Consider the following 15,736-nt stretch of genomic DNA (forward strand, 5'->3'; position numbering starts at 1 on the left):
CCCTATCGGCCCATTTCCGAGAACGGTCGCGCCAGCGCTTCGCGATGCGCAGCCGCCTCAAAAGCGGCAATCTTTTCATCCAGCGAAGCCAGACGGGCGGTAAGTTCTCGTTGCTCACGGTGAGCCTCCTCGACGAGGGCCGCCCTCAAGGCGTCCATTTCTTCGCTATCGATGCGGCGCGCATTGCCTTCCCAGATCGAGCGGGCGCGGCGCTGCGTGAAGTCTTTGGTGACGCACGGCGAAATGAACCGCACAGCGTGATAGAAAATGTTGTCGAGCTTGCCGTAACGATGGATCGGCCAAGCGTCTCTCATCAAATCTCTGGCTGCTATGCTCGGGCTCATTCCCTTGTTCCTGCTTACCTTTCGCTTGGGGCGTCGCCCCAAATTCTTGTGGTCAAATCCCGACACCTTGTCGTGCTCCCGTGCGATTGTTCTCTTGTCGAAGGAGAACTGTCATGGACAGGATCACTACTGAGAAACGAGATGGCTCCGGTGAGCTTGCCGGCTCTTGTGAAGCCATCTCGTCCGGCCCGCCTGGGTCGAACCGTCTAATTCCATTCCCGGTGGCCGCCGCAGCCAAAGGCCGGGATACTGAGGGCGCCGGGGATTCCTCGGCTTCGGCGTCCTCGTTCGTTCCGTTGTCGGTACCGATCCGAGCCGTCGTGATGCGGCTGCAAGGAAAGTTTCCGAGAATTCGAGTGGAGCGCGCGACTGAGGGGGACTTCGCCGCGCGCTCCGACGATCGGTCAGCTGCTTGGGAGGAGGAGGATCAACGCTAACCGATTTCGTGTGGCGTCACTGATCGCGCCACCAGTCGTTTTCGAGGAAGTCGTCATCCTCGCCGCCGAGCGCGACAGTAAGAGCGACAAGCCCGCAGAGAATGACAAAGCCGACGATGCTCCAGACAATCCAAGTCATGCTGCTTCCCTTTTCGGACGGGGGTGAATGGAACGGACAGGCTCACGGTCGACCAGCAGCTCAACGGCGCGGTCGATCTCTCGTGATGTCTGGGGAAGGCCGAGCACGAAATCCGTTGCGGCGACCTCGGCCCTGCTCATCTGGGTGTCGTGGTGATGTTCGATGCTGGCTTGGGAGTTCATGCCGGCACCTCGTCGTCACAATCTTTCTTCTTCACGCGATCCAGCGAGGTCCCGCGCGTTGGCCCATGATCCGCAGACCACACATGCCGGCACGCGTTGCACTCAAACTCGGGACGGCCATAGAAGTCTGTGCCAATCTTGGCGAACCCCGGATGGGCGCAGATCGGGCAAGACCGTATGCGGCGCTTTACGAGCGAGCTTCTCATTCGGCGGCCTCCAGAGCTTCGGCCAGCCCGAAAGCAGCCATGATGTCGTCGGCACGGCTCGGGAATTCCTTCGCCAGCTCGGCGGCGATTTTCCGTTCCTGTGCCGGGGTGAAGTTGCGGGCGGCGCGCTGCCACTTGATTATGCTGAGGAGCACGTCACGGCTGGGATGGAGTTCAAGAACCGGGTAGCTCATGCCGTAAGCACGGCTGATGTTGTATCGAGCCCAGCCGTCAACGATCACGTCGCCCTGACGGATGATTGGCTCACGCACGCGATTGGCGGCGATGTCCTGTTCCAGACGCTCGTATTCCGCCTTCGACAGCTCAGGGAAGCAGTGCGCGAACGGCAGCCGCTTCATGCCGGTGGGCGGCACGTATTCCAAAACGACGCCGGCTGCGGGGAGAGCAGCAGATGCATCGCCCTCCCCCTTTGCGGCGCGGCTATCAGCTACTTCTTCATGATCGCCTCCTGTGAGAGGTTGATCGGCCGGGCGGTCGGACGACGGCGGTTCAACGCGATCGGCGTTCGCAAGTCGGGCTCTGCCCTTCACTTCAGCGATTGCGCCATCGTCCGATTCGTAATTGGAATTGGTGGCTTGCCCCGATTTGGCGTTGCAGAATGCCGACGTTTCGTCGGACCGGCCTGGATGGCTGCAACCATCCATTTTTTCGCCGCCAGCATCGGGACTTGGTATGCTCGGTTCGCCACCGGAAACCGCCAAGGCTGCGGGCCGGCGTATTTCTTCCGCCGTTACCGGCGCTGTTCTGATGTCTTCGTGCTTGGTGAGGATGCGGAGGCCACCGTCGGCGCGCAGCGCCATTGCCGGTTGGCGCTGAACTGGAGCCGCCTGACGCGGGTCGTCATCGTCGGCCGGATCGGAAATCATCCCCAGAGCGGCCATGTAAGTATCCAAAAGAGCTTCGCGCTCGGCGCGCTCGTCCTTGTCCTGCTTCCGCAGCTTGATAATCTCGCGAATGATCGCCGGGATGAAACCAACGCCCTTTGCCTCGCCGTAGACATCCTTGATGTCGTCGGCGATGGTCTTCTTTTCCTCCTCGAGGCGCTCAATACGCTCAATGAAGGCGCGAAGCTGGTCACGGGCTACTGCGTGTGCGTCGGACATGGATTAGGCTCCCGGCTTCGTGTTGACGAGATCGAGGTATCGCTTCACCTGCTCGGTGAGGCCTTCGAGATCAGTGGCGTTGCTGTAGGCGAGAGAGCGGTTGATACGGACGACCGCTTTCAAGGCTGCAATATCGACGTCTGCTACTCGCGCCTCAGCAAATACGAGACTCTTGAGCTTGTTTTGGTCGTCGATGCGTTCTTCAATCGCGACAAGGCGACCAACAAGGCTACGAACGTCGTCGTCGTGGTTGCTCATCCGCTCGGCGAATTCAGCAGGGCTGTCGAAATCGCGCATCGGCTAAACCTTCTCGTCGAGCTTCTTGCAGCGCTGGAAAGCGGAGCGGACCTGATCGGCTGCTACGGTATCGGCGCTCATGCGGCGGCTCCAGGCTGCGCAACAAGCCCAGCGAGATCGGGGCGAAGCTCATGAGGGGGAATGCCCGTGGCCTCGGAAACGGCCTGCAGGTTTTCAGCCGGGATCCGGCGCTTACCAGTCTCGTATCGAGACCATTGCACGCCGCTCACGCCGACAAGATCACCGGCTTCTTCGATGCTGAGTTTGCGCGCCTTGCGCCATGTCCTGATCTTTTCCATGACGCGAAATTACCATATTGGCAATTTCAGTCAACGAGGAAAATTACCATTTTGGCTATTCGTTGCCAAATCCCCGAAAAGTAGATTGCCAACATGGCAAACACGAAGACGGCATCGGAGCCAAAAGGCATCTTTATCAGAGAGTTGATGGAGGCGCGCGGGCTCAAGAATAAAGATGTAGCCGAAGCTATCGGCACGAGCGACGTTAACGTGTCGCGGCTTCTGAGCGGGCAGCGCGGTTTAGATCTCGACTGGTTGCACGCATTCGCTCGCGCGCTTGATGTTCCCATCTGGGAACTGTTTCAGCCGCCTGGTCGAAACGGTAAAGTCTCCGGCGAAGCAGAGGTGAAAGCCCTCCTCAGGCGAATAGAGGGCCTTCCTGACGAAGCTGTCAGCCACGTGTGGCGGTTGATTGACGGTTACGTTTCAGACGCCGAGTGATATGGACGAACGGCTCCTCATGGTCGATCTGCACTCGCCATTCTCCGCCATGTAGAATCGCCATGGCGATCGAGATTTCTGCCGCCTTCCGCTTAATGACCGTTTGCATCTCCTGCTCAGTCCCGACACCAGGGCCATATAGGAGTTCAGCGACGATCTCCTCCGCCTTGGTGTCGTATTTGCGCCTGATCTGGTGGATGATCGCCATGATAACGTGCGGTCCTCCTAGATCGGCTGCATGTTGCTGACTTCCTCGGGCTTCTCCGCTCCATGGAAAAAGATCAACTTCGGCTCTCCGAAATCGCCGCTCTCCGGATCTCCCTCCATCATGGTCGCGAATACCATCGGCTTGGTCTGCGCCAGGCGCTCGGCCATCCGGCGCGCGTGCATAACGCTATTTGCCTGGACGGCGATATCGGGCTTCATGCCACGCTTGGCCGGGCTGAAGGATTGAACCACGAAAAACTCTGCCATGTTCATGCTCCTTGGGCTTTGTGAACTGGAACAAGCATGACTCGAAAACGTGAACGTAACAAGAACAAAATTAGGAAAATAGTCATACTCGTTAACGGCTACCAGATGTTGCGATTGCACGCATTGGGAGTCGCTTTTTCTTGTGCTCCGGCGGAATCTCGCTATCGTGAAACTGGCATCTGAGGGGGTGGCAATGGCCCAAAAGCCGAAATCGAACAACCGCTATGCTATGCGCGAAGACGGCACTGGATGGTGGGCGGTCTACGACATCTTCACGGGGCTGACGGCAGAGGTGAATGGCGTGCCGCAGGATGGCTTGGATATTGAGAGCGCCGACGACCTCGTCGATCTGTTGAATGCTGAATACATCGCCAGGCGTAAGGGGACGACGCATTGACGCCGGAGCAAGTGGAGCGCTTTTTCGAGCACTTGGACATGGTCAACGATGCGGAAAAGGAACTGGATTCAATTCCGAAATGGGAAAAGCAGTTCCACCGGCCAAGCGGAACGCTACATTGGAGTGCCTCGGTCCGCTTGAACAGTAGGCTCGGCGGCGGCGCTTCGGTTCGGATGAATACTCCGCTCACCGCATGGGAGCGCAACGTCTACGGCCAACTTGAGGTCACGTCGGCGGCTACCGCCAACAAAACCGTTCGCCTCAATCCGGTTGAATGGAGGCCATTGAAACCCCACTATAACCCCAAGCTAGATGGCGATGAACACAGCCTTGCGACCTATCTGGATCGATGGCATCCTTACACCCTTAACAGGGGGCTCGACGTAGCCGTATTTACCCAGTATCGGCCAGGAGTAGCACTTCCTTTACCGCAGAATGTTACCACATTCGCAGAGTACCTTCAATTTTGCGGGCACGTTTGGAAGTGCCCAAGCATCAAGGATGTTCCGCCGCCGCCATGGTCGCCTCAATTGGTTTAACCAACGAGAACCTTCAAGAGATCGCCGATGAAGTCGCGCGGTCCCTTTCGCATGCGATGGTAGAAGGGCGGACAGCCTTCATTACAACAGCGGTGACCTACCCAAACGGAACAGGCGTCGTGGTCAGGCTAGACCAAGACGACGGCAATTTTTTTGTGTCCGATGATGGGCAAGCCAGCCTCAGCGCCGAAATGTTTGGAGCAAGCCATGTGTTCGCCAGGGTGGCTAGCGAGGTGGCTAAGCGATTCTCGGTTGAGTACGATCAGCGATCGTTCTTCATCCTCAAGGTGAAGCGACACCAACTGCCGGCGGCGGTCGCTATGATCGCAAATGCATCGTCAGTCTCGGTTGATCGCACGCTTGCCGCGCTTGACAGGCAGAAGGTCAAGGTTTCTCGCGAACTGTTCGTCAATCGCATTACAGAAGCTTTCGGAAGTCTTGCGGTCTTCGATGCGACCGTTCGCGGCACCTCAAAAACATGGGATGTTGGGGCTGCTATCATTGAAGATCACCGCGTCAATGCCGTTTTCGAGTTTGTGACGCCGGCCCATACCTCGGTTGCATCTGCGCATATGAAGATGGGTGATATTTCGGCGATGTTTGAGCGGCCGAGAACGGCTATTGTCCTGGCTGATTACGACAAAACAGACGCGGCGCTCCGGAGGATACTATCTTCCTCGGTAGATGCCGTGTTTGCAGCAAAGGCTGAGATCTCCGAGTATCGCTTGGCCGCCTAAAGACACCCCGGCTACGCCTACCCCAGCCCGCCCTCACCGGCGGGCTTTTTCGTGGGCGCGATTCTGGCCGGTTTCGGCCGCAGCTCAATAAAATTACCAAATCGGCAATTTCCTTATTGACGGCGACTTACCATTTCGGTAATTTCTCCTCATCACCTCCCGACCACCGGGAAAGACGAGGACCCCACCCATGCAGACCGAAGCAGACCGCATTGCCACGGCGATCCAGCGCATTCGCGACGGCGCCATGCTCCGCCCGGCGTCCAAGCGCGCCGCCTACGTCGCTGAAAACATCCGCCGTCAGCAGGAGAACGCACAGCGCTTCGTGATGGCCCGGAAGCCGCCGGCCGGCTGGTCGGTCGGCCTTCATGAACAGATGCTTCACGCCCTCGTCGCTCTTGAAGCCGAGTTCCGCAATGCCGGGAGGGTCGCAGCATGAACGCCCGTCGCGTCGAGCTCCACGAACTGTATCGCGAGATCGAATCCCTCGGCGGCGCGAACAACTGCGCCGAAGACCGTGGCTACAACAAAGCCGTCTGTGACGTGCTCCAGACGCTTCGCGCCGCCGGCTTCGGCGATGGCTGCTTTGTTGCTCAAGGACGCCCCGACCCGCGCGACATGCCGCGCAATCTCGGCCCGCATGGGTGGATGGCATGAGCCGCTGCGACCTCAACCCGGCTGGCGAATGCTCCTGCATCGCGTCCAACGTCCCCTGCAAGGTTCAGGCCCCGATTGATCTTGGAACCTATCGCGGGACGAACCACCCCGGCCCGCTGGACGGATACCCGGAGACGGCGCGCGACACCGCGTTTGCCTTCGTCGGCATCGTCTCGCTCACCGCGATCATCCTTCTCATCATCTTCCGGTTTGCCGCGCTAGTCGGCCCGATCAACGTATAGGAGCGCGCCGTGTCCAACGCCGAGCATTCCATCGCCCGCAACACTGAGTACGCCAAGCGACTTCTGGCCGATCTGCGCGCCAGCGGAGACGACGGCGACGTCGAATTGGTCGCCGACACTATTGAAGGCGAAACCGGCCTGCATGAGGCAATCGAGGCCGCTCTCGCCGAGATCGACGAGTGCGATGTCATCGTGGCTGGGCTCAAGACCAAGGAAGCAGAGTTCGCCACCCGTCGCGCCGCCGCCGAAAAGCGCATCGAGCGCATCCGCGCCATGATCGAGCAGGCCATGCTTGCCACCGAGCAGACCTCATTCCGACTGACGACGGGCACTGTCACGCTGACCAAGCGTGCGGCCGGGCTCCTTGTCACCAACGAGGCTGACATCCCCGGCGAGTTCTGGGTCGAGCAGGAGCGCCCGGCGCCGAAGCTCGACAAGAAGGCCCTCCTTCGTGCCCTCAACGACAAGCGGTCCGTTCCAGGCGCAGGCCTCGACAACGGCAGTTTCAGCCTTTCCGTCCGGAGGAAGTGACTATGAACGCTCTCACGAAATTTGACCTGTCTCCGAAGCAAATTTCGCTCGTGAAGACGACCGTCGCGAAGGATTGCAACAATGATGAGTTCAACCTCTTCATGGAAGTTGCCCGTGCCAAAGGGCTGGATCCCTTCCTCTGTCAGATCATCCCCATGGTCTTTTCCAAGGACGATGCCGCAAAGCGGAAGATGACGATCATCATCACCCGCGACGGCCAGCGCGTGATCGCGCAGCGCTGCGGCGACTATCGACCGGCCAGCAAGCCTACCGTATATGAGGTCGATAAAGACCAAATGTCCCCGACAAACCCGCTCGGTCTCGTCTCGGCAACTGTCTTCCTGTGGAAGCGAGATCCGAAGACCGGCGAATGGTTCGAAGTTGTCGGCCAAGCCTACTGGGACGAATTCGCGCCGATTAAGCGCAAGGCGGCTGGCGGCTACAGGTGGGAAGACACCGGCGAGACCTGGCCGGACAGTGGCAAGCCCAAAAAGAAGAAGGTTCCGATCGGCGAAGAGACGGAAGTCCTCGACGACTCCGGCAATTGGTGCCGAATGCCGCGCCTCATGATCGAGAAGTGTGCACAGATGCAGGCGCTGCGCGCCGGATGGCCGGAAGAATTCACCGGCGCATACGAAGAAGCTGAGATGGACCGGGCAAAGGTCCTCGACCTCACCGCAACAGAAATCGTTGAGCGTGAGCAGGAAGACCATCGCCTCAAGGCCGTAGGCGCCCAGAATTCCATAACTGTCACATGGGGCGACAACTGGACCCTGGAGAATGTCCCGCTTGGAACGTTCGCCGACCGCGCCATGGAGTTCATCCGCCAAGAGGCGCCGGAAAAGGTAGCGAAATGGCGCGATGCCAACCGCGAACCGCTGCGGGAGTTCTGGGCTCGCAATCCCGGCGATGCTCTGGAGGTCAAGAAGGCCTTGGAGGCGAAGATTGCCGGCAACCATGTGCTGATGGCAGGCTGAGATGGGAAAGCAGCGCTTCATCCTCATCAACGAAAACGTTCGCCGGAATGCCGTTGACGCGGTTATCCGCGCTGCCGCCGGCAGCGCGATCACGGTCGGGCCGGCAACGCGCAGCCTCGATCAGAATGCCAAGTTCCACGCCATATGCACTGACCTCGCCCGGTCGCAAATGACCTGGGCCGGCAAACGTCGCAGCGCCGAGGAATGGAAAACACTGCTTGTCTCCGGCCACACCAAGGCTACGGAAGGCGAAGTCGAGTTCGTTCCTGGCCTTGAGGGTGAGTTCGTCAACATCCGCGAATCCACCGCCCGAATGTCGGTGAAGCGCGCTGCGAGCCTCATCACCTACGCGATTGCCTTCTGCGATGCGAAAGGTGTCCACCTGACCGAGACCATCCGTGGTGGGTTTCACGACGGCGCGAATGACGGGAGGGCTGCGTGATGGCCCGCACCGTATCAGAGTGGATCGGAAATACCGACGACCACCGCGCCCCGAAGAAGGTACGCGACCGCATCATCGAGCGGGACAACCGCTGCCATCTTTGCGGACAGCCCATCCAGGTAGGCCAGCGCTGGGACCTTGACCACGTCAAGGCGCTCATCAACGGCGGCGAGAACCGGGAAAACAATCTTCGCCCGGCCCACGTCAAATGCCACAAGGAGAAGACGGCGCGGGACGTTGCCGAGAAGGCGAGAATTGCCAAGATCCGCATGCGGCACAATGGCAGCGCCCGCCCCGCCGGCAAGCTGAAATCAGCCCCCTTCCCCAAATCCGACAAGCCGAAGAAGGCCGTCGTCTACCGGCCGTGCACCTTCTATCGCGAGGAAACGAGATGACCGACACCAAGAAGATAGAAGGCGGCGGGCCGGCGTGGGCTCCGATTGCCACGGCCGACAAGGATGCAGACCGCATACTGCTTGGCATCGTCCGAAATGACGTGCTCGAAGAGGTCCATGTCGGCGGCTATCGCTACGCGATCAACGATGACGAGGTGTCTTGCTGGTGGAGTGACCAGGCTGACGATGAGATCGTCCCGACGCATTGGACGCCGATGATCCCGTTTGTCGTCCGGAAAGGCGATGACGCATGACCCCCTCCGACAACATATCCGCTATCGAGGCTATCGAGAAAGCATTGGAGAAGGCAACGCCTGGAGTTTGGGATGTCTGGGAAGAGCAAACGCCGAACAAGGCCGACGCAATTGCTGAAATGGCCTATCAGGTTGAGAACTCTGATCCGTTCGTCGAGGTGGTTTACCTTCTGAATGCTGATGGGAAATGCCCGGCCACGACGGGATGCGGGCCGACCAGTGCGGCCAACGCCGCCTACATCTCGGCCTGCTCTCCTGAGCGCATGCGTTCCATCCTCGCAGAGGCCCGTAAGGCGGAGGCGATGGAGCGGGAGATTGCGGAACTGCGTGAGGCGCTGGCTGAAGCCTCCGACGCGATTAGTGCATTCGCCGACAGCGTTTTCAACGACAACGGAGACATGACCGTCAATCTCGGCCTCGCCACTGGAGATGACTACATCCGCGCCTACTTCGCAGACCGCCGCGCCCGCACTCTCCTCAATGGAGGCTCCGATGCTCACGATTGATAGTTTGGCTCAAGAAATCCGCCGAGTGGACGGCAACCATTCGCTCGGCGCCGGCGCACTTGCCGAAGCACTTATGCCTTTCATCTCCGCAGCTCTCTCTATCGAACAGACGCGGCAGGGGGTGGAGGTTAGGGGCGCGCTATTTTCGTCATTGACGGCGATGACGATTGCTAGCGCCCTGCCTGGGGTGTCTCGCGAGTACGATTTTTCTCATGCCATAAACACCGTGAGGGTCGCCCTTGAAGCGGCCCGCCCAGTGAAACCCGATGCGAAACCTCTGGTATGGGAAACCTTTCTCGGAAGCCAGATCGCTAAGACAGCGTTCGACACACATTACACAGTGCAAGGCAGCACCACGGCTGACGGAAAGTTCGCAGTTCTGTACTCCGGGTCCATCACATGGCCCGACACATCCTATTGCCACGGCAGCATTGAAGCCGCCAAATCCGCCGCCCAGCAGGATTACGAGACCCGTATCAGGTCGGCGATTGTCGGGGTGGCGGCGGTAGAGCCTGAGCCGGTGGCGTGGATGTATCAATTCAAGACCAAATCCCCTGTCCTCATGGTGAAAAAGCGAAACTGGGCGGAAACTCATTCCGAATGGACCGAAACGCCCCTCTACGCCCATCCTCCCACCACCCGTATCGCAGACAGTGCAGAGGCGGGCGGCTCCGCCACATCTACATCCGGGGGCGACCATGGCTGACCGACGCTCGTGGGAAAAGGAATTCGACGCTCTCCCGGCTGATAAGCAAACGAAGGTCCGCGGTGCAGCATCATATCTGGGTGTTCCGCTGGTCGCGGCATTCTTCCGCGCGAAAGAGCTTGGGCTTTTGCAGGGCCCGGCCGTGCCGGTCGGTCGCATCACCAAGATCGTCTGCCCGTCCTGCGAGGGAACCGGAAAATTCGGGGTTAACGTTGCCGCGTGCATGTGGTGCGGCGGCGACATCCGCATTCCTGTGGCCACCGCGCGCAGATACGCGGATCACATATACATGATCGCCGGAGGTGGGTTCGTCGCAGGCGACCATGATTATGAGCACAAGGTCGAAATGGAGCAGCGCGCGGCAAAAATCTACGCGCTGACCGGCGAAGCCGCGCCTTGGGTGCGGTCGACCACCAGAGCAACTAAGGACGCCGACCATGGTTGAGACCCGTATCAGCAATCTACCAACAGTCGGGTCGATACCGGATCTCGTCAGGTGCCTTAAGCTCATAACCGATCTCTATGAGCAACTGCAGGGGCATCCGACATCGACCAGCCGCGAGGCGCGAGCATGTCTCGCTGCCTATCGCGCCGGCAGCGTCACCACAGGAACGAAAGGTCAGGCCGATGAGTGACGCGATCCCCGACGACATCATGAAGTCGGCCCGCGAGGTGCTCGCCGATGCCATGGGCGGCAGCTACAGCTTCGACGCTTTTGCTGCCGTCTTCGCGAAGGCGATCTACGCCGAGCGCACAAGTGCGATAGAGCGGGCCGCGCTGGTAGCTGGCGATTACGCCGGCAAGCAGTCGCCAATAGCCGCCGCGATCCGTGCTCTTTCCACCCCCACAAGCACGATCGGGGGCGACCATGGCTGAGGCTACCTATGATTTCGGTTTGGTCTTCTCGCCGGCTCGTGTGTTGACGCCCTTGCGTGCGGCGCTCGCCTCCAGTCGGACGCCCAATCGTGCGTCCTGCCCGGCAGGACGGCCGGTCGTCGGGGCGATGTTTGCTCGACCTACTGCGCCCTGGTTGCGATCCAGTGCCGCCTCGCGCTGCTTGTCCTTCAGTGCCGGCGGCCAGAGTGACCGTGTGCGCGGCAGGTCGTACAGCTCCTTGTACGACCGAGCATCTAGCCCGTGCACACGGAAATGCATGTTCAGGCTCCCAAGCCATTCGCCGCAGGAATGGCATTGCACCTGCGTTCCGTCCGCAGAAAAAACAACGACGCCCCTCGGAGGAAGAGAGGCGTCGGTCTGGGCTTCAGGTTCGGGCGATGGCCGGTTCTTGAGTTTCCACGCCCGCAAGTATGCAAGCCGTTGCTCACGATCCTTGTGCGGCATCAGGGTGTCGATGCTCGCTTCAGCTCTTCCACAAGGTCTTCCAGCACGGCTGTCCTCTCCAGCGTTATGCGCCAGAGATCGAGCGCCATGCCGGGCTTCAGCGGCTGCTCACCAGCCGCCATGCGGCGGACATGTCGATCCGAGACGTCAAGATCACGGGCAATGGCCGATTGCCACTGAGACCCATAAAGGGCCTCGCCGGTACGCTTCAGAAGGTCACTCATTACCAGACAGCCTTTCCGGTTGCGATGTGGCGATATTCGCCATCGATGAGGTGCAGCTCGAGAAAATCTTCAACGCGGCCCTGCTCAAGCAGCGCAATCGTGTCGTTGTCGCGGACAGACTGGACTTCAAATTCCGGCTCGACGCCAGCCTGGACGGCGGCCTCATAAGAGTGGTGGCCGTCGAGAACGACCTGATACTCTTCGCCGTCGATCTCGAAAACGGGCGAGAGGAAAACCGTGAAGTCAGCAACCGCCAGCTTTTCAGCTACGGTTTCTTCGTTGCGGTATTCCTGAGCAGAGATGATGTGAGCCATGACATTCGGGCCTCCTTGCCCAGATCGGCGGGACAGTTCCCTTCCGTTCATGTCCTAAATCTAGGACATTTCACCTCAACCGTCAAGCGACTTTTTGCGCAGGCGTGTGAAGTTTACACCCCAAACACGATCGGGGGCGACCATGGCTGACAAGATGCATGTCATCGTCTGGAAATCGGTCATCGTCGAGGAATGGCTTGTCGAGGGCGAAAAGAGCGCCGCCGATGCCAAGGAGGCATTCCTAGATGGTGCCTGCCGACTGATCAGCCGCAGCGAGTTCGACGACGGCAGGATCGTGAAAATTCGCATTGCCGACGAACGCGATTTCGCGAACGCTGAGGCTATTCAGCCCCTCAGCAGCTTTGTCGGCCTCTCCACCAGATCCACGAGCGGGGGCGACCATGCGCGTGATTGAGCAACGGCGTGGATACTTCCACGGCACCCACAAGGGCGCAACCATTGAGATCGAGCGCGATCCCTGCCCAGGCGCCCCAGAGCGCAAATTCTATATCCGAGTTCGCTGGAAGGATGGTGGCTACCTCTACGACGGCTGGTCACCGCAAGGCGTCGATACCATGGCCGAAGCGAAGCGGGACGCCATCAAAGGAGCATGCCTCAACTCGAAGGGTGGTGACCATGCGTGACGTTTACGGATTGGAGGCAGCGATGCTTGCCGCTTCAATTATTTCCTCATTTTGTGACGCGCATGTCCGCACCGAAAGGCGGCAGAAGGCTACGCTGCGCCCGATCTCCCTGAATGACCACAGCCCCGTGATCGATACGACGCGCGAGAGCAAACGCGCCCGTCGTCGCAGGCTCGCCAAGGCCACCCTAGGAACAGGAGACAACCATGGTTAACCGTACGGATCTGATCGACCACATCAACCGCCTTCGCGACCGTCTGCGCCTGCTGGCGCTAGCAGCACTGTCGCTTGAGGATTCCGACAACGCGAATGCAATGCATCTCGGCATCTCCGAGGCGAAGGCGGCGGCTGATGAGATCAAAGCCTTGTTGGAGAATGATACTGGCCGGGCCGCCAGCGAAGCGGAGGGTTCGGTCTGATGGGTAAAATCCAAGGATCTCCGGCGCACCTCAATGCATGCGGTCGCTATCAGCCTGTCGCTGCGCCATTGAACTGGTGTCGCCGACCTCGTTCTCTAACAATGCCTCCTCAGCGAGGCGTACGAGAAGGGACCTACCGTCTCGGGCCGCAAGTTCGCGGACGACGACCAGCGCAAACCGAATCTGCTCTTGATGTTTACGCATCTCAAGCCCTCCAAGGTGCGCGTGGAAAATCGTGCCACGATCACCAAAGAGTTGCAATAGCTAGATTTTGCACGCAGGCATGCGCTGCGGCCTCCCTCCCGACATCCGAAAAGGACCGAGCATGACAATGCTGCGTGAAGCAATCACGATGGCGGCGCTTGCACACGACGGTCAGACCGACAAGGCAGGCGCGCCCTACATCTTCCATCCGCTCAGGGTAGCTTCAACGTTCTCGGATGCAACATTGCAGACGATTGCTGTGTTGCATGACGTGGTCGAGGACACCGCGCTCACCCTGAGCGATCTGGACGCACATTTCCCGCAGGGCATCGTGAACGCCGTAGATGCTCTCACGCGCCGGCCGGGCGAGACCTATGAGGATTTCATCGTGCGTGTCGGCCGAAATCCTATTGCCCGCCAGGTCAAGATTGCCGACCTTCGAGACAACCTTCGCCCGGGCGCGCCCCACCTCACGACTCGGTACGAAAAGGCGTTGAGTGTTTTGGCGGAGATAGACGCCGGCCGCGCTGCGCAGGAGAAGGAGCCGAGAGAGTGAACCAAATCGACTTCACCCGTCCGGTCCCTCGCCTCGGGCTCAACCGTGCAGAGGTCGCGGTTGCTATCGGCGTCAGCGTCGGCACAGTCGACCAGATGGTCCAGGAGGGCTTCCTTCCGAGGCCGAGACGATGGCATACTCGTAAGGTATGGCTCGTGTCCGACATCGTCGCAGCGATGGCTGATTGGCCGGACGACGGGCTACTCAATCATAGGGAAGGCGCTGACGACGGGGATGACTGGCGGGCGTCTGCGTGACAGGCGTGGCCAACATCGATCTGCCATACGTCGAGACCAACAAAAGCCGTCACAAGACGGTGCGCTACTATCTGCGCATTGACGGGAAGCGGATTTGCCGGCTCCCGGACGATATCAACTCCGAAGAATTCATCGCTGCCTACTGGAAGGCCAGAAACTCGGCTCAGGCGCTCCTTGAGCGAAAAGTCGAGCCGAAAGCCATTTCAGCGATGGTGAAGCCCAATACATTTCGCTGGCTCTGCATGGAGTACATGCGGTCGCACGCATTCACCAGCCTCGACAAAACCACTCAGGCCAGCAGGCGCAGCATCATGGAATCGATGTGGGCGGAAGCTTTAAGCACCCAGGATCATCGGCTTTTCGCTGACATCCCTTTGTCGAAAATGAACATCGCACATGTCGAGGTGCTTCGAGATCGGAAGAAAGAAGTCCCATTCGCCGCCGACGAACGGCTCAAGGTGCTGCGCCAGGTGTTTGACACCAAGCGCGAAGGGAAACCGATCACGAGCAACGTCGCGCGCGCGGTTGAACCTTTCGGCGTCCATTCCGACGGCCACGAAACCGCCACGCCGTCCGACCTTGAGCGCTTCATCGCTCATCACGGCGTGGATTCGAGGGCCGTCCTCTATCTCTCAATCGGCATGTACACTGGGCTTCGTGTTTCCGACCTATCGGTACTTGGCCCGCAGCATCGCCGCGGCGACGAATTTCGGCTCCGGCTCTTCAAAAACCGCAACCGGACACCGACCGATCTCGTGGTTCCGATCCACCCGATCCTCGAAGGCGTCCTCGCGCGTCACCCGGTAACCGCCCTCACCTACCTCGTCACGGAATATGGAAAGCCGTTCTCCATTAAGGGGCTCGGCAATCGAGTGTCGGATTGGTGGCGCCAAGCCGGGATGCCGCACCTGACATCGCACTCAGTGCGCAAGGGGCTGGCCACAGACGTTGCTCACAATGAGGCGACGGATAGCATGATGGAAGCAATGTTCGGCTGGCGCGATGCGAAAACGTCGAAGATCTACACACGCAACGCCGAACGGGCGAGGCTGTCGCGCCAGACGGTAGCCAGGATCAACTGGGATGGCATCGGCACGAAGCTGCTCGTGAGTGATGAAGGGGCCGAAGGTGTGGCAGGGTGTGGCGCCGCGGATTGATTTCGTTTGGAGAATATTTGCTGGAAAGTGTGGCAGACAGTTAGGTAAGACACGGTAAAATAAGGACTTGATGGTTCTCGGCGAGGCCTCCAACCCCTTCAAACCATCACCGTAATGGATTGAAAATACGAGTGTATTTTCCCGGTGTGGCAACAGATCATGGCTCCGCCGATGGGATTGTGCGGGGCGCACCAAACGTTCCATGCCAAACAATCGCGTCCATCACGCCCATGCCAGATCGGTTCGAACCTGCGGCCTTCAGGTCATGAATCTGGCAAGACGTTCGGCCTTTCC

The 15,736-nt window shown here is 59.5% G+C and carries 32 protein-coding genes and 1 pseudogene; 22 read left to right on the top strand and 11 right to left on the bottom strand.

What is annotated here, in order from left to right:
• Positions 1-2 precede the first annotated feature (2 nt).
• The 6 genes and pseudogenes from EXZ48_RS27415 to EXZ48_RS27435 form a co-directional block, all read right to left on the bottom strand.
• Positions 3-344, bottom strand: a complete 342-nt coding sequence (locus tag EXZ48_RS27415; RefSeq protein ID WP_130519885.1) for a hypothetical protein — start codon at positions 342-344, stop codon at positions 3-5.
• 453 nt (positions 345-797) lie between these two features.
• The gene (locus EXZ48_RS35820; RefSeq protein ID WP_256370928.1) at positions 798-920 is read right to left on the bottom strand and encodes a hypothetical protein; all 123 of its coding nucleotides are present in this window, start codon (positions 918-920) and stop codon (positions 798-800) included.
• Entirely contained in the window at positions 917-1,102 is a 186-nt protein-coding gene (locus EXZ48_RS27420) for a hypothetical protein (RefSeq protein ID WP_130519887.1), read from the bottom strand. The genes EXZ48_RS35820 and EXZ48_RS27420 overlap by 4 nt, the downstream gene beginning before the upstream one ends.
• Positions 1,103-2,174: 1,072 nt before the next feature.
• Positions 2,175-2,432 (bottom strand): annotated as a pseudogene (locus EXZ48_RS27425) (DUF2312 domain-containing protein); the annotation flags it as partial.
• A 3-nt stretch (positions 2,433-2,435) separates the two neighbouring features.
• Positions 2,436-2,729: a hypothetical protein gene (locus EXZ48_RS27430; RefSeq protein ID WP_130519889.1), complete on the bottom strand. Its 294-nt coding sequence runs from the start codon at positions 2,727-2,729 to the stop codon at positions 2,436-2,438.
• Between the two features lie 77 nt (positions 2,730-2,806).
• Entirely contained in the window at positions 2,807-3,028 is a 222-nt protein-coding gene (locus tag EXZ48_RS27435; protein WP_130519891.1) for a helix-turn-helix transcriptional regulator, read from the bottom strand.
• 93 nt (positions 3,029-3,121) lie between these two features.
• On the opposite strand from EXZ48_RS27435, the gene EXZ48_RS27440 reads away from it, so the two are divergent.
• Positions 3,122-3,469: a helix-turn-helix domain-containing protein gene (locus EXZ48_RS27440; protein WP_130519893.1), complete on the top strand. Its 348-nt coding sequence runs from the start codon at positions 3,122-3,124 to the stop codon at positions 3,467-3,469.
• Here EXZ48_RS27440 and EXZ48_RS27445 read toward each other — a convergent pair.
• The gene (locus tag EXZ48_RS27445; RefSeq protein ID WP_130519895.1) at positions 3,420-3,677 is read right to left on the bottom strand and encodes a hypothetical protein; all 258 of its coding nucleotides are present in this window, start codon (positions 3,675-3,677) and stop codon (positions 3,420-3,422) included. The two genes, EXZ48_RS27440 and EXZ48_RS27445, sit on opposite strands and share 50 nt — an antisense overlap.
• Positions 3,678-3,694: 17 nt before the next feature.
• The gene (locus tag EXZ48_RS27450) at positions 3,695-3,943 is read right to left on the bottom strand and encodes a hypothetical protein (RefSeq protein ID WP_245462374.1); all 249 of its coding nucleotides are present in this window, start codon (positions 3,941-3,943) and stop codon (positions 3,695-3,697) included.
• 193 nt (positions 3,944-4,136) lie between these two features.
• On the opposite strand from EXZ48_RS27450, the gene EXZ48_RS27455 reads away from it, so the two are divergent.
• From EXZ48_RS27455 to EXZ48_RS27525, 15 genes are all read left to right on the top strand, one after another.
• Positions 4,137-4,340 carry a hypothetical protein gene (locus EXZ48_RS27455; RefSeq protein ID WP_130519899.1) on the top strand — a complete coding sequence of 68 codons (204 nt, stop codon included), beginning with the start codon at positions 4,137-4,139 and terminating at the stop codon, positions 4,338-4,340.
• Complete coding sequence (locus tag EXZ48_RS27460) at positions 4,337-4,879, top strand: hypothetical protein (RefSeq protein WP_130519901.1); 543 nt, start codon at positions 4,337-4,339, stop codon at positions 4,877-4,879. Before EXZ48_RS27455 ends, EXZ48_RS27460 begins: the two co-directional genes overlap by 4 nt.
• Positions 4,858-5,616: a hypothetical protein gene (locus EXZ48_RS27465; protein WP_130519902.1), complete on the top strand. Its 759-nt coding sequence runs from the start codon at positions 4,858-4,860 to the stop codon at positions 5,614-5,616. The genes EXZ48_RS27460 and EXZ48_RS27465 overlap by 22 nt, the downstream gene beginning before the upstream one ends.
• 190 nt (positions 5,617-5,806) lie before the next feature.
• Positions 5,807-6,055, top strand: a complete 249-nt coding sequence (locus EXZ48_RS27470) for a hypothetical protein (protein ID WP_130519904.1) — start codon at positions 5,807-5,809, stop codon at positions 6,053-6,055.
• A complete protein-coding gene (locus tag EXZ48_RS27475; protein ID WP_130519906.1) occupies positions 6,052-6,273 on the top strand; it encodes a hypothetical protein in 222 nt (73 codons plus the stop codon). The genes EXZ48_RS27470 and EXZ48_RS27475 overlap by 4 nt, the downstream gene beginning before the upstream one ends.
• Complete coding sequence (locus tag EXZ48_RS27480; protein ID WP_130519907.1) at positions 6,270-6,515, top strand: hypothetical protein; 246 nt, start codon at positions 6,270-6,272, stop codon at positions 6,513-6,515. Before EXZ48_RS27475 ends, EXZ48_RS27480 begins: the two co-directional genes overlap by 4 nt.
• A gap of 9 nt (positions 6,516-6,524) precedes the next feature.
• Entirely contained in the window at positions 6,525-7,046 is a 522-nt protein-coding gene (locus tag EXZ48_RS27485; RefSeq protein WP_130519909.1) for a siphovirus Gp157 family protein, read from the top strand.
• Positions 7,047-7,048: 2 nt separating this feature from the next.
• A complete protein-coding gene (gene bet / locus EXZ48_RS27490) occupies positions 7,049-8,023 on the top strand; it encodes a phage recombination protein Bet (protein WP_130519911.1) in 975 nt (324 codons plus the stop codon).
• Position 8,024: 1 nt separating this feature from the next.
• Positions 8,025-8,465: a recombination protein NinB gene (locus EXZ48_RS27495; protein ID WP_130519913.1), complete on the top strand. Its 441-nt coding sequence runs from the start codon at positions 8,025-8,027 to the stop codon at positions 8,463-8,465.
• Positions 8,465-8,860 (top strand): HNH endonuclease, encoded by a 396-nt coding sequence (locus EXZ48_RS27500; RefSeq protein WP_130519915.1) that lies wholly within the window; start codon positions 8,465-8,467, stop codon positions 8,858-8,860. Before EXZ48_RS27495 ends, EXZ48_RS27500 begins: the two co-directional genes overlap by 1 nt.
• On the top strand, positions 8,857-9,114 hold the full coding sequence (locus tag EXZ48_RS27505; RefSeq protein WP_130519918.1) for a hypothetical protein: 258 nt from the start codon (positions 8,857-8,859) through the stop codon (positions 9,112-9,114). Before EXZ48_RS27500 ends, EXZ48_RS27505 begins: the two co-directional genes overlap by 4 nt.
• Positions 9,111-9,620, top strand: a complete 510-nt coding sequence (locus EXZ48_RS27510; RefSeq protein ID WP_130519920.1) for a hypothetical protein — start codon at positions 9,111-9,113, stop codon at positions 9,618-9,620. Before EXZ48_RS27505 ends, EXZ48_RS27510 begins: the two co-directional genes overlap by 4 nt.
• On the top strand, positions 9,607-10,326 hold the full coding sequence (locus tag EXZ48_RS27515) for a hypothetical protein (protein ID WP_130519922.1): 720 nt from the start codon (positions 9,607-9,609) through the stop codon (positions 10,324-10,326). The genes EXZ48_RS27510 and EXZ48_RS27515 overlap by 14 nt, the downstream gene beginning before the upstream one ends.
• Positions 10,319-10,771, top strand: a complete 453-nt coding sequence (locus tag EXZ48_RS27520) for a hypothetical protein (protein WP_130519924.1) — start codon at positions 10,319-10,321, stop codon at positions 10,769-10,771. The genes EXZ48_RS27515 and EXZ48_RS27520 overlap by 8 nt, the downstream gene beginning before the upstream one ends.
• 182 nt (positions 10,772-10,953) lie before the next feature.
• Complete coding sequence (locus EXZ48_RS27525) at positions 10,954-11,202, top strand: hypothetical protein (protein ID WP_130519926.1); 249 nt, start codon at positions 10,954-10,956, stop codon at positions 11,200-11,202.
• Positions 11,203-11,208: 6 nt separating this feature from the next.
• Here EXZ48_RS27525 and EXZ48_RS27530 read toward each other — a convergent pair whose 3' ends face one another.
• Genes EXZ48_RS27530 through EXZ48_RS27540 form a run of 3 tightly spaced genes read right to left on the bottom strand, consistent with a single transcriptional unit; the run spans position 11,209 to position 12,205 of the window.
• On the bottom strand, positions 11,209-11,667 hold the full coding sequence (locus EXZ48_RS27530; protein WP_130519928.1) for a MucR family transcriptional regulator: 459 nt from the start codon (positions 11,665-11,667) through the stop codon (positions 11,209-11,211).
• Complete coding sequence (locus EXZ48_RS27535; RefSeq protein ID WP_130519930.1) at positions 11,667-11,891, bottom strand: adhesin; 225 nt, start codon at positions 11,889-11,891, stop codon at positions 11,667-11,669. Before EXZ48_RS27535 ends, EXZ48_RS27530 begins: the two co-directional genes overlap by 1 nt.
• Entirely contained in the window at positions 11,891-12,205 is a 315-nt protein-coding gene (locus EXZ48_RS27540) for a hypothetical protein (RefSeq protein ID WP_130519932.1), read from the bottom strand. Before EXZ48_RS27540 ends, EXZ48_RS27535 begins: the two co-directional genes overlap by 1 nt.
• A 142-nt stretch (positions 12,206-12,347) precedes the next feature.
• On the opposite strand from EXZ48_RS27540, the gene EXZ48_RS27545 reads away from it, so the two are divergent.
• The 6 genes from EXZ48_RS27545 to EXZ48_RS27570 all read left to right on the top strand — a co-directional run bounded on the left by EXZ48_RS27545 (position 12,348) and on the right by EXZ48_RS27570 (position 15,442).
• Positions 12,348-12,620, top strand: coding sequence for a hypothetical protein (locus tag EXZ48_RS27545; protein ID WP_130519934.1), 273 nt, complete (start codon positions 12,348-12,350; stop codon positions 12,618-12,620).
• Positions 12,607-12,849: a hypothetical protein gene (locus EXZ48_RS27550; protein WP_130519936.1), complete on the top strand. Its 243-nt coding sequence runs from the start codon at positions 12,607-12,609 to the stop codon at positions 12,847-12,849. Before EXZ48_RS27545 ends, EXZ48_RS27550 begins: the two co-directional genes overlap by 14 nt.
• Positions 12,842-13,063: a hypothetical protein gene (locus tag EXZ48_RS27555; protein ID WP_130519938.1), complete on the top strand. Its 222-nt coding sequence runs from the start codon at positions 12,842-12,844 to the stop codon at positions 13,061-13,063. The genes EXZ48_RS27550 and EXZ48_RS27555 overlap by 8 nt, the downstream gene beginning before the upstream one ends.
• Complete coding sequence (locus EXZ48_RS27560) at positions 13,056-13,268, top strand: hypothetical protein (protein WP_130519941.1); 213 nt, start codon at positions 13,056-13,058, stop codon at positions 13,266-13,268. The genes EXZ48_RS27555 and EXZ48_RS27560 overlap by 8 nt, the downstream gene beginning before the upstream one ends.
• A 325-nt stretch (positions 13,269-13,593) precedes the next feature.
• Entirely contained in the window at positions 13,594-14,028 is a 435-nt protein-coding gene (locus EXZ48_RS27565; RefSeq protein WP_165909444.1) for an HD domain-containing protein, read from the top strand.
• 262 nt (positions 14,029-14,290) lie between these two features.
• Complete coding sequence (locus EXZ48_RS27570; RefSeq protein ID WP_130519945.1) at positions 14,291-15,442, top strand: tyrosine-type recombinase/integrase; 1,152 nt, start codon at positions 14,291-14,293, stop codon at positions 15,440-15,442.
• The last annotated feature ends 294 nt before the right edge of the window (positions 15,443-15,736 follow it).

Source organism: Shinella sp. JR1-6 (assembly GCF_004284735.1).
In the GTDB taxonomy this organism is placed as follows: Bacteria; Pseudomonadota; Alphaproteobacteria; order Rhizobiales; family Rhizobiaceae; genus Shinella.

Coding starts and splice junctions, on each gene's coding strand:
- EXZ48_RS27475 (WP_130519906.1), top strand. CDS start 6,052: ATGAACGCCCGTCGCGTCGAGCTCCACGAACTGTATCGCGAGATCGAA.
- EXZ48_RS27500 (WP_130519915.1), top strand. CDS start 8,465: ATGGCCCGCACCGTATCAGAGTGGATCGGAAATACCGACGACCACCGC.
- EXZ48_RS27520 (WP_130519924.1), top strand. CDS start 10,319: ATGGCTGACCGACGCTCGTGGGAAAAGGAATTCGACGCTCTCCCGGCT.
- EXZ48_RS27480 (WP_130519907.1), top strand. CDS start 6,270: ATGAGCCGCTGCGACCTCAACCCGGCTGGCGAATGCTCCTGCATCGCG.
- EXZ48_RS27455 (WP_130519899.1), top strand. CDS start 4,137: ATGGCCCAAAAGCCGAAATCGAACAACCGCTATGCTATGCGCGAAGAC.
- EXZ48_RS27550 (WP_130519936.1), top strand. CDS start 12,607: ATGCGCGTGATTGAGCAACGGCGTGGATACTTCCACGGCACCCACAAG.
- EXZ48_RS27525 (WP_130519926.1), top strand. CDS start 10,954: ATGAGTGACGCGATCCCCGACGACATCATGAAGTCGGCCCGCGAGGTG.
- EXZ48_RS27435 (WP_130519891.1), bottom strand. CDS start 3,028: ATGGAAAAGATCAGGACATGGCGCAAGGCGCGCAAACTCAGCATCGAA.
- EXZ48_RS27535 (WP_130519930.1), bottom strand. CDS start 11,891: ATGAGTGACCTTCTGAAGCGTACCGGCGAGGCCCTTTATGGGTCTCAG.
- EXZ48_RS27565 (WP_165909444.1), top strand. CDS start 13,594: ATGACAATGCTGCGTGAAGCAATCACGATGGCGGCGCTTGCACACGAC.
- EXZ48_RS27545 (WP_130519934.1), top strand. CDS start 12,348: ATGGCTGACAAGATGCATGTCATCGTCTGGAAATCGGTCATCGTCGAG.
- EXZ48_RS27540 (WP_130519932.1), bottom strand. CDS start 12,205: ATGGCTCACATCATCTCTGCTCAGGAATACCGCAACGAAGAAACCGTA.
- EXZ48_RS27505 (WP_130519918.1), top strand. CDS start 8,857: ATGACCGACACCAAGAAGATAGAAGGCGGCGGGCCGGCGTGGGCTCCG.
- EXZ48_RS27445 (WP_130519895.1), bottom strand. CDS start 3,677: ATGGCGATCATCCACCAGATCAGGCGCAAATACGACACCAAGGCGGAG.
- EXZ48_RS27465 (WP_130519902.1), top strand. CDS start 4,858: ATGGTCGCCTCAATTGGTTTAACCAACGAGAACCTTCAAGAGATCGCC.
- EXZ48_RS27560 (WP_130519941.1), top strand. CDS start 13,056: ATGGTTAACCGTACGGATCTGATCGACCACATCAACCGCCTTCGCGAC.
- EXZ48_RS27555 (WP_130519938.1), top strand. CDS start 12,842: ATGCGTGACGTTTACGGATTGGAGGCAGCGATGCTTGCCGCTTCAATT.
- EXZ48_RS27450 (WP_245462374.1), bottom strand. CDS start 3,943: ATGGCAGAGTTTTTCGTGGTTCAATCCTTCAGCCCGGCCAAGCGTGGC.
- EXZ48_RS27510 (WP_130519920.1), top strand. CDS start 9,111: ATGACCCCCTCCGACAACATATCCGCTATCGAGGCTATCGAGAAAGCA.
- EXZ48_RS27530 (WP_130519928.1), bottom strand. CDS start 11,667: ATGCCGCACAAGGATCGTGAGCAACGGCTTGCATACTTGCGGGCGTGG.
- EXZ48_RS27495 (WP_130519913.1), top strand. CDS start 8,025: ATGGGAAAGCAGCGCTTCATCCTCATCAACGAAAACGTTCGCCGGAAT.
- EXZ48_RS27470 (WP_130519904.1), top strand. CDS start 5,807: ATGCAGACCGAAGCAGACCGCATTGCCACGGCGATCCAGCGCATTCGC.
- EXZ48_RS27420 (WP_130519887.1), bottom strand. CDS start 1,102: ATGAACTCCCAAGCCAGCATCGAACATCACCACGACACCCAGATGAGC.
- EXZ48_RS27515 (WP_130519922.1), top strand. CDS start 9,607: ATGCTCACGATTGATAGTTTGGCTCAAGAAATCCGCCGAGTGGACGGC.
- EXZ48_RS35820 (WP_256370928.1), bottom strand. CDS start 920: ATGACTTGGATTGTCTGGAGCATCGTCGGCTTTGTCATTCTCTGCGGG.
- EXZ48_RS27440 (WP_130519893.1), top strand. CDS start 3,122: ATGGCAAACACGAAGACGGCATCGGAGCCAAAAGGCATCTTTATCAGA.
- EXZ48_RS27430 (WP_130519889.1), bottom strand. CDS start 2,729: ATGCGCGATTTCGACAGCCCTGCTGAATTCGCCGAGCGGATGAGCAAC.
- EXZ48_RS27415 (WP_130519885.1), bottom strand. CDS start 344: ATGAGCCCGAGCATAGCAGCCAGAGATTTGATGAGAGACGCTTGGCCG.
- bet (WP_130519911.1), top strand. CDS start 7,049: ATGAACGCTCTCACGAAATTTGACCTGTCTCCGAAGCAAATTTCGCTC.